The organism is Desulfovibrio sp. 1188_IL3213 (assembly GCF_036763145.1).
In the GTDB taxonomy this organism is placed as follows: domain Bacteria; phylum Desulfobacterota; class Desulfovibrionia; order Desulfovibrionales; family Desulfovibrionaceae; genus Desulfovibrio.
Genome location: NZ_JBAIYR010000067.1, coordinates 1 through 8,408 on the forward strand (window position 1 = coordinate 1; position 8,408 = coordinate 8,408).

14 protein-coding genes, 1 tRNA gene and 2 pseudogenes are annotated in these 8,408 nt (G+C 52.9%); 15 read left to right on the forward strand and 2 right to left on the reverse strand.

Annotated features, from left to right (window positions below; all coding sequences use genetic code 11):
- On the reverse strand, window positions 1-439 hold a 439-nt coding region (locus V6C16_RS04980; protein ID WP_333542836.1), incomplete at its 3' end, for a hypothetical protein.
- Window positions 440-1,438: 999 nt separating this feature from the next.
- Here V6C16_RS04980 and V6C16_RS04985 point away from each other — a divergent pair.
- The 14 genes and pseudogenes from V6C16_RS04985 to V6C16_RS05050 all read left to right on the forward strand — a co-directional run bounded on the left by V6C16_RS04985 (window position 1,439) and on the right by V6C16_RS05050 (window position 7,558).
- Window positions 1,439-1,864, forward strand: coding sequence for a tetratricopeptide repeat protein (locus V6C16_RS04985; RefSeq protein WP_333542837.1), 426 nt, complete (start codon window positions 1,439-1,441; stop codon window positions 1,862-1,864).
- Between the two features lie 15 nt (window positions 1,865-1,879).
- Window positions 1,880-1,945, forward strand: a pseudogene (locus tag V6C16_RS14970) (SEL1-like repeat protein); the annotation flags it as partial.
- Between the two features lie 15 nt (window positions 1,946-1,960).
- Entirely contained in the window at window positions 1,961-2,440 is a 480-nt protein-coding gene (locus V6C16_RS14975) for a tetratricopeptide repeat protein (RefSeq protein ID WP_442886183.1), read from the forward strand.
- 195 nt (window positions 2,441-2,635) lie between these two features.
- Window positions 2,636-3,001, forward strand: a complete 366-nt coding sequence (locus V6C16_RS05000; protein ID WP_333536935.1) for a hypothetical protein — start codon at window positions 2,636-2,638, stop codon at window positions 2,999-3,001.
- Between the two features lie 10 nt (window positions 3,002-3,011).
- Window positions 3,012-3,194, forward strand: coding sequence for a hypothetical protein (locus tag V6C16_RS05005; protein WP_333536937.1), 183 nt, complete (start codon window positions 3,012-3,014; stop codon window positions 3,192-3,194).
- 111 nt (window positions 3,195-3,305) lie between these two features.
- The gene (locus V6C16_RS05010; RefSeq protein WP_333536938.1) at window positions 3,306-3,596 is read left to right on the forward strand and encodes a hypothetical protein; all 291 of its coding nucleotides are present in this window, start codon (window positions 3,306-3,308) and stop codon (window positions 3,594-3,596) included.
- Window positions 3,597-3,678: 82 nt separating this feature from the next.
- Window positions 3,679-3,963 carry a type II toxin-antitoxin system Phd/YefM family antitoxin gene (locus V6C16_RS05015; protein WP_333536939.1) on the forward strand — a complete coding sequence of 95 codons (285 nt, stop codon included), beginning with the start codon at window positions 3,679-3,681 and terminating at the stop codon, window positions 3,961-3,963.
- Entirely contained in the window at window positions 3,963-4,310 is a 348-nt protein-coding gene (locus tag V6C16_RS05020) for a type II toxin-antitoxin system RelE/ParE family toxin (RefSeq protein WP_333536940.1), read from the forward strand. The genes V6C16_RS05015 and V6C16_RS05020 overlap by 1 nt, the downstream gene beginning before the upstream one ends.
- A 306-nt stretch (window positions 4,311-4,616) precedes the next feature.
- Complete coding sequence (locus V6C16_RS05025) at window positions 4,617-5,531, forward strand: IS481 family transposase (protein WP_333542838.1); 915 nt, start codon at window positions 4,617-4,619, stop codon at window positions 5,529-5,531.
- 106 nt (window positions 5,532-5,637) lie between these two features.
- Window positions 5,638-5,793 carry a hypothetical protein gene (locus V6C16_RS05030; protein WP_333534664.1) on the forward strand — a complete coding sequence of 52 codons (156 nt, stop codon included), beginning with the start codon at window positions 5,638-5,640 and terminating at the stop codon, window positions 5,791-5,793.
- Window positions 5,780-6,136 carry a hypothetical protein gene (locus V6C16_RS05035; RefSeq protein ID WP_333534663.1) on the forward strand — a complete coding sequence of 119 codons (357 nt, stop codon included), beginning with the start codon at window positions 5,780-5,782 and terminating at the stop codon, window positions 6,134-6,136. Before V6C16_RS05030 ends, V6C16_RS05035 begins: the two co-directional genes overlap by 14 nt.
- A 364-nt stretch (window positions 6,137-6,500) precedes the next feature.
- The gene (locus V6C16_RS05040) at window positions 6,501-6,737 is read left to right on the forward strand and encodes a hypothetical protein (RefSeq protein WP_333534662.1); all 237 of its coding nucleotides are present in this window, start codon (window positions 6,501-6,503) and stop codon (window positions 6,735-6,737) included.
- Entirely contained in the window at window positions 6,734-7,108 is a 375-nt protein-coding gene (locus V6C16_RS05045) for a type II toxin-antitoxin system death-on-curing family toxin (RefSeq protein ID WP_333534661.1), read from the forward strand. The genes V6C16_RS05040 and V6C16_RS05045 overlap by 4 nt, the downstream gene beginning before the upstream one ends.
- A 63-nt stretch (window positions 7,109-7,171) precedes the next feature.
- Window positions 7,172-7,558: a hypothetical protein gene (locus V6C16_RS05050; RefSeq protein ID WP_333534659.1), complete on the forward strand. Its 387-nt coding sequence runs from the start codon at window positions 7,172-7,174 to the stop codon at window positions 7,556-7,558.
- A gap of 16 nt (window positions 7,559-7,574) precedes the next feature.
- On the opposite strand, the gene V6C16_RS05055 is transcribed toward V6C16_RS05050, so the two are convergent.
- Window positions 7,575-7,650: transfer RNA gene (locus tag V6C16_RS05055), tRNA-Phe, on the reverse strand.
- Window positions 7,651-8,044: 394 nt separating this feature from the next.
- Here V6C16_RS05055 and V6C16_RS05060 point away from each other — a divergent pair.
- A pseudogene (locus V6C16_RS05060) lies at window positions 8,045-8,408 on the forward strand (chloride channel protein); the annotation flags it as partial.

An 8,408-nucleotide genomic window follows, 5' to 3' on the forward strand; every position in this document is an offset into this window, starting at 1 on the left:
GCGCGAAGCCGAGCCCGTCCATAAGCTGGGGGCCGTCGGAAAAGGCGGCGTTTTCAGTGCGGTAGTCAAGGCCGCCGAGGTGGTCGAGGCCTGAGGTCAGAGTGGAATCGCCATGTTCAGCATAGTGCGAAGAGCGTTCCACAGGGGTCGGGCCAGCCGCAGGGCTGAGGTCCGGGCCGAGGGCGCTGAAAAATTCTGCGCCGGAAATGACTTTGCCAGCGACTTCAAATTCAGGAATGTTTTCGGCATGGTAGCTGGTGTAAAAGTCATCAATGCGGATGGCCGCGCCATCTTCGAAAGTAAATACCAGCGAATTGCCATCGCGCGACATGGTCGCGTCGCCCGTTGGAAATTCAAGGGCGTACGTTGCGTTTTGGTCCGTTGCAATGACTATGGTTTCCTGCCCTTGGACAGGTCGTGAAAGATTGATAGTAGGCATGGAGCCTCCATGATGAGCTTGTATCTATTGATAGGCGGCAACGCTCGGCAAGAGCATTCCGAAAGCGAGGAAGGAGAGGTATGTAGGCGTATTGCTTACGTCTCTAAGGGGTCGGGACCCCTCTGACTCTAGGAAAGAGTGCATCGCGGTGAGGCATGTGGGTGAATCAGCGAATTGTGATTCACGATCTGGGAAGAACCCATCCCTTTTTTGATAATGCCTGTTATTAGGACTGTCAATGGTAAAAATCAGAATATGTGATATTTTTATGGCATGTCTCCTTTATGAAGTCTAACATATAACTATAATATATAATTTATTATTTATTTTAGCGGCAGCGATTCTTGATTATGTGGGGCGATTTTATATCTGTTTATATATTATTTTGAAGCTGCTGATAAGACATGAGAAATAGCTCTGTTTAGCGCCTTGCAAATTCTATTCATCGGAAGAAGGAACAGGCAGTATTTTTATCATATATTTTTATTTTATAGAGATATATTTATTATTTATAACGAAAAATAATGTGTTCAATGTGCGAAAAGCATAAAAATTTGATGCGTGTTTTACTGTATTGCTGGGATATCTGCGTTGATTATCACCATGTATGCAAAAAAATTTTACTCAAATAAAATTTTTATTTTAGAAAAATATTCTAAATTTTACTTTATAGATCATTAATATAGTTATAACTACAGTAGAAAATTCTGACTGTCGGGCCAGCAAAAAAATGAGAAATGCCCTTTGCGCAGACCGGGCATTTTGGTGAAGTTGCGTGATTGGCCAGAGAAGCTGTGGTATAAGCATGAGAATCTTTGATCCCACGCATTAACATTGCAGGATTGATTGAAAAACATTGACGTGGCACAGTGGTAATGCAAGCATATTCTGCGAGAATTTCTGGGCGAAGAAGTAAACTCTTACTTGCATAAAGCTCTGACGCATCAAGGTAGTCTCAGGTTATGGTGGTTTTCATCGCCGATATAGCTCATTGTTGATATGGGGGTTGCAGTGCGTTTTTGTATTGCCATTTTCTTTTTTCTTGCTTCAATCTGTGTAGGCGATATTACCGCATACGCAGGGCAAAATTCACTGCATGCAAAAGAGGAAAGTGCAACATGCAATCAGAATGATATTGCTCTTGAATTAGACCGCGCGCAGTTGCCTGAAATACGCAAGGCTGCCGAAAGCGGTTCTGCCCAGGAGCAATATATTCTTGGCTGCTTCTATATGACAGGCATTGGTGTGCAGAAAAATCCTGCAGAAGCTGTCCAGTGGTGGAGCAAGGCTGCCAGCCATGGCTATGCAGAAGCCCAGGCTTTTTTGGGTTCCGCATATATGCAAGGCTCCGGCGTGGGCAAGGACGCTGCCACAGGCGCAGCATGGCTCCGTAAGGCAGCGGATCAGGGCTTGAAGGAGGCGTAAGCCGCGCTTTCCTCGTGCTATATGGCCGGTGAGGGCGTACCCAAAGATACGGGTCTGGGCGTGGCCTGGCTTCGTAAGGCCGCAGGGCAGGGCTTTGTGGATGCGCAATATCTGCTTGGGTGCATGTATTATTTTGCTGAAAACGTGGAGCGCAATTGGGCGGAGGCCGCAAAGTGGTGGAGAAACATCGCCAAGCAGGGTGATGAGGAGGTGCGGTATGGGCTCGCCATGCTCTACGGCACAGGAGGCTTTGGCGTATCGCAAGATATTTCTGAAGCCCTTTACTGGATGCGGCAGGCTGCCGAACAGGGGTATGCGCCCGCGCAGGCCGAATTGGCGCGTGCTTATCTGACTGGAGAAGGCGCAGAAAAGGATGAAAAAAAGGGTGTTGCCCTGCTGACAGAATCCGCAAACAAAGGCTGTGCTGACGCGCAATATCTGCTTGGTCTGCTTTATGGCAGTGGGTTTGGTGTGAAAAAAGATGTTGAAGCCTCTCAAGAATGGCTGCGGAAGGCCGCGCTCGGAGGGTGCGATGACGCCCAAAAGGCTTTGCTTGAATTGGAAGGCAAGAAGTAGCGATAAAATTATTACGTTACTTTTGTGGGTATTGTGCGCACCTTGCCAACAAGTACGGCCTGGGCGGCACTATGCCGGGCCTCCCGCGCGAAGTAGCATGAAAATGCCTCCAGTGTGGCTCCAGTAGACGCCTTGACTGGTCTCCCGAAGGGGGCTCAGGCATGCGTGTGTGTCCATTCCAAAGTATTTTTTGACATGGCTCCCCCATGTGATGCGCCACTTGGCGACATCACTCAGGAGCACTGCCATGCCTCCCACCCCGACCCAGAATATCCTCAAGCTGCTGGAAGAAAGCCTGCCCCCTGCTTCCCCCGCAAGCAGGTTCGCGAGCTGACTTTCGGCATCGTCAACCCCCGTACCCTTGCCAATAGGGACAGCGAAAAGACCGGCCCTTCCGGTCGTTTTTTTGTCAAACGCGAAGTCTGGTACCAGAAGGCCGGATTTCTTGAATATGTGAAGGCCATGCTCAAGGACGCCTTGATGTCGGACGAGTCCGGTCTGCATACGTGGCGACAAGGCACTGACCGACAGCACACACCAGAGTGCGCCTTCCAGGGGTAATGCGTCTTCCTTGAAGCCAATCAGCGAAAAGCAGGTCAACTACATTCGGGTACTGGCAAAAGGTAAACCCGCCGATACTATTTCCCGTGATCTGACAGGAAAGCCCTTGGAACAGTGCAGTGGCGCGGATGCTGACAAAATTATCAAGATGCTGATGGGGCAGTCTGACCGCAGTGGTGACGTTCCATTTTAACGCTTTTGATGGCAATCAGAGCAAAAGGGGCTGTCAGTGACAGCCCCTTTTGCAATCATATGCTTTCCCATTCCGTCCTTTGTCTGCCCATACTGCAAGCAGGAGTCCCATATGTATCAGAAGCATTGGCGTCACGATTTTGAATATAGCGACAGGCTGATAAATACCGGTATCGGTACGGAGGAGTTCTTTAAGGTCATTGAGAAGGCATTGCCCCCTATGGTCTCCAGAGCAGAGCTGGCACGGATCACCGGTGGCCTTATTTCGGCCAAAACACTGAGCAATGAAGACGCCCTCAAGAAAGGGCCACGCGAACGTGTCCGCGTCGGCGCAAAAATTGGATACACGAAGGCGGCATTGATGGCCTATCTGCGCAATAAGCTTCAGGCTTGTGGAGATTGATTGGCATCCGTACCGGTATGACAAGGGACAGCTTGACCGAAAAAACTGAATTTGGTATTTATTTGGTTAAAGGAGAGTGTCTATGCAACTCAGCACCGCAGTACGCCCTATCAGCGAGGTCAAAGCGCAGGCGGCGGAAATCATCCGTACCTTCAGCGAAGATGCCGCCCCGCCCGTGGTCATCACTCAAAATGGCGAGGCCAAGGCCGTGTTGATGGGCATTCAGGAATATGAACGCATGCAGGAAACGCTGGCCATGCTCAAAGCCCTGAGCCTTTCCGGAAAAAGCCTGGAGGCGGGTAAAGGACGTCCGGCCCGGGAGGTCTTTGCAGACCTGCGGCGGCATGAAGGGCGCAAGGCCGAATAATGGTACTCCCTACGGACAAGCGGCCCTTGGAAATCCTGCTCGCCCCGGAGGCCGATCAAGACTTGCGGGACATCTATACATATATGGCCGATCATGCCGGGCAGGAGCAAGCTCACGCTATCCTGAGCAGGCTGGAAGCCGCCATATTCTCGCTGGAAACCTTGCCCCAGCGCGGCAACATCCCCCCAGAACTTGAAGTGGTTGGCATTACTCGCTACCGCGAGCTTCATGAACACCCGTGGCGCATCATATACGAGCCGCTGGAAGCGGCAGTGCATGTCCACTGGATATTCGACTCCCGCCGGGACGTGGCCGGACAGCTTACGCAGAAGATGCTGCGGCGCTGACGGCGCAGTCTTTCGATACTTTTAGAGCAATTTCACTTTGAAATTGCTCTGGCGGCTGCGTGAGCAGTCGCCCGCCGCAAAGATGCAAACGCTGCTTCAGCCGTTACGACAAAGGAAGTTACGGATGAAGACAGCAGAGCTATTTACTTGCGCGGTTAAGCATCGAAGCGAACGTGACTTAAACTTTGAGAATGTACATTCTCAAAGTTAATCTGCTCTAGCTGTAGTGTTTCTATAGGTTGTTCACCCTCCCCAAATCGGTAAAGCTGGAGTTACCAAACAACAGCAAACCGAGTGAGGGAAAGGGTGAACAGCCATAAGAATGCCAAACTGACGGTTCGTAGTCGAGAAGAAATGGTGCGCCGGATGCGGGACAATCCCGCCGCCACCGTAGCGGAGGGATTTGGCGTAAGCCTGCGAACCGCCAGAAAATGGATGAAACGGTACCGCGAAGGAGGTGTTGCTTCTTTGGCAGATGCCTCTTCCCGGCCTCGATGCTGTAGAAATCGTCTGACGGAACTGGACCTTGGTGAAATTTTTGAATTGAGGAAAAAACGACAGACTGGCGACGCAATCGCACTACGCCTTGGTCTGTGCCGCAGTACAGTGTTCCGCGCTTTGCGCAGGCTTGGCTGCTCCCGGCTTTCTTCTTTGGAGAAAAAAGAGCCGATACGGCGTTATCAATGGGAGAAGCCGGGTCAGATGCTCCACCTGGACATCAAGCGTCTCGGCAAAATTGATGGCGTTGGTCATAGGAAGGCGGGGACGCGGCAAGTGCGTCGGCGGCGGCCAGGTTGGGAATATTTGCATGTATGTGTGGATGACGCCTCCAGGGCAGCATATACGGCCATACTGCCGGATGAAACCGCCGAGTCGGCCATAGAGTTTTTATGGTTTGCCGTTGCCTGGTATGCCTCGCACGGCATCAGAGTGGAGCGTGTGCTTACGGACAATGGCGCTTGCTACAAGTCTTGGAAGTTCCGCGATGCCTGCCGCGAGCTTGGCATAAAGCACAAGCGCACCCGGCCTTACCGACCACAGACCAATGGTAAGGCGGAACGCTTCATCAGGACGGCATTGAACGAGTGGGCATACGCCGAAACGTACACCCACTCATGGAAAAGGACAGCCAACTTGTCCATATGGACGCATCACTACAACTATTCGCGTCTTCATACGGCTCTTGGCAGGAAACCTCCGGCTTCGAGGCTAGGAGGGTGAACAACCTATAGAAACTCTACATCTAGAGCGCATCTGGTAAGAGAGCCTTACAGGCGCATATGAAAAACCCCCGGCTAGGCCGGGGGATATTTATTGGGATGCAATCATGATAAACACCGACCGCACGGAAGGTTTGCGGGCATTAATTCGTCAAGGGCTTCAGGCTGTCTCCCAACAAACCACTACCGCCCATCTGGGTGACAGGTCCACATATGTGGGTATGAGCGACATCGGCCAGCACTGGGAGTGTGCCCACCGCTGACAGCCTGGAGCGCCTGCTGATCCTGCAACGGGGCCATTGGTTTGAATCCGGTGTGGGGCAGGCGCTGGAGTCGCTGGGTCTGCATGTTTTGCCCCAGCTTGAAATTAACTGGCAGCATCAGGGCGTACCCATCAAGGCCCACCTGGACTTCGTGCTGGCCTGGGGTGCGCCCGTCAACGCCATACGAATTCTGGAAGTAAAAAGTACGGACAAGCTACCCGACAGTCCGCACGATTCCCACTTGCTGCAACTGCACGGGCAGATCGGCTTGCTGGCCCAAGCCTGGGGCAAGCCTGCCTTCAGCCTGCGGACGGGGACGGTACGCTTCTGTACGACAAACTGACCTTTCCTCAACTCTGCCATGCTCAGCTTGGCCTTCAGTTGCCCAAACAAGCTGGAGAAGTGAGCCTGGAAGCCTGGCTGCTCTGTCTTTCGCTGAAGGAGGTAACGACGTTCGGCCCCTATGGTTTCAATCAGGCCATGCTGGATACGGCCCTTGACCACGCAAATCAACTCTGGAGCGAGATAGGTCGTCAATTTCGTACGCCATGTTAAGCGGCAATCGGCAGTTTTGGTTCCATCATCCTGCTTCTGACAAACGCCGCTGGTGAGAGATAGCCAAGTGCTGCCTGGGGCTGTGGTGATATCAAGAAATTTCTTGACGCAAAGCTATGGGCTTCGTAGCCTTCAAAAAAAGGGAGATTGCCATGACACAGGCATCCGCAAAGCGGGTCAAGTTCGCCAGCCAGATGGAGCCCGATCTTTATGAAGGCCTTAAATCTGTGGCGCAAGAGGACGGACGGCAGATTCAGGCCGTGCTGGAAGATGCGGTGCGCGCCTATATTGAGAATCGCAAACGCCCCATGGCGCGGCGACACGTGCTTGACGCCCTTGAAGTCAGCATGATTGAGCACGACGCCCTGTATAAAGAGCTTGCAAAGTGAGCCGGGATTACCTGACTGTTGCCGACATTCTGGGTATGCACGCCATCCTTGTTGAAAGGTATGGCGGCGCGTCCGGCGTTCGGGATATGGGCGGGCTGGAGTCGGCTGCATACCGGCCCCAGAGCGGCTACTATACGGATGTTGTGGAAGAAGCCTGCGCCTTGCTGGAAAGCCTGCTTATCAACCACCCCTTTGTGGACGGGAACAAGCGGACGGCCTTTGCTGCCTGTTCGGTGTTTCTGCAGATCAATGGGCATAAAATCCGGGCAGACTCGGACAGGTTGTATGCGTTTGTCATCCGCTGGCTGGAACTGCCGCCTGCGGGGCGCTTCCCCACTATGCTGAATGACTTGCGAACTATTACGGAATGAGACCATGAAAAATGATGAACCACTGGCCCGGCTCCATGTCGGGCTTTTTTATTGTGAGGTGCCATGATTCGCTCGAAAGACATTCTTAGCTGCCTGCCTCTGCTGGCGTCCGTGCTGGGAGAGCAGTACGGGGTGCAGGTGCACATTGGCGGAAAGACCGCCTGCACCAATGGCAGGGTCATTTATCTGCCATCGTTGCCCGTGGATTGTGAACCGGAATTATTGGCTCTGGCTCGCGGGTTTGTGGATCATGAGGCTGCACATATCCGGCATAACGACACAAAAAGCGGGGAAAAACCCCGCTTTTTTACATGGCTGCTTATGCCAACTTTCGCGCGAATCAGTGCCAACTTTCGCGCCCGCTTATTTATCTGTTGTCTAACAGACGGGGGAGAGGTGGGGGAGAGGGTTTTGCCCAAACGAAAAAAGGACTCAGGTATTTCTACCTAAGTCCTTGATTTCTTTGTGGTGCCGAGGGACAGAATTGAACTGCCGACACGGGGATTTTCAGTCCCCTGCTCTACCAACTGAGCTACCTCGGCTCTCATTTGATGCGGTTTGTGTTCCACATCGCTGGAGAAGTCTTGTACCCATTTGCCGCGACATTGGCAAGCTTTTTTTACAAATTTTATGCAATAACTTGAAAAGCCTCCCTGTTCCGGCCATACTGCCCATGCTGCCATCGGAAAACGGGCAGGCGGCATTTTAGTGCTGTAGATAAAAACGGGCAGCCAGGCGTGTCCGCCTGCTGTTGTTCTGCCGCCGGTCTGCTGCCGGCCTGTCCTTGTTTGACCGTCGGCGTGTCGCGGGTCCGGCCCCGGCAGGGCAAGGGCTTTTTTCCATCCCTGCGGGGATACGTGGTTTTCGGCTGGCTCCATCAATGTGCGGCGCGTTTGCCCGGCCGCAGATTCTGCAAAAAATGCCTCTAATAAGGGTATGTTAGTGAAAACAGGCAATCCTTTTCCCCAGATCAGGCGTGATTTCACCGCAATGGGCGTTTCCGGCCTGGGCAGAATAATTGTGCAGGCCCTGCTTGTGGGCAGCGCCACCGGGGCTGTGGTCGGCCTGTTCCGGCATCTGAACGATACCATCACGCTCTGGCTGGTGGGGGCGGTGGGCCGACATGGCCTTGCCGACCACCTCATGGCCCTGGCCGTTTTTGGCGGGCTTTTGCTTTTGGCTGTCATTTCGGTGCTGCTTTTGCGCGCGGAGCCGCTCATCAGCGGCAGCGGCATTCCGCAAGTGGAATTGATGGTCAAGGGCAAGCTGCGCATGAACTGGCTGCGCGTGCTGCTGTGCA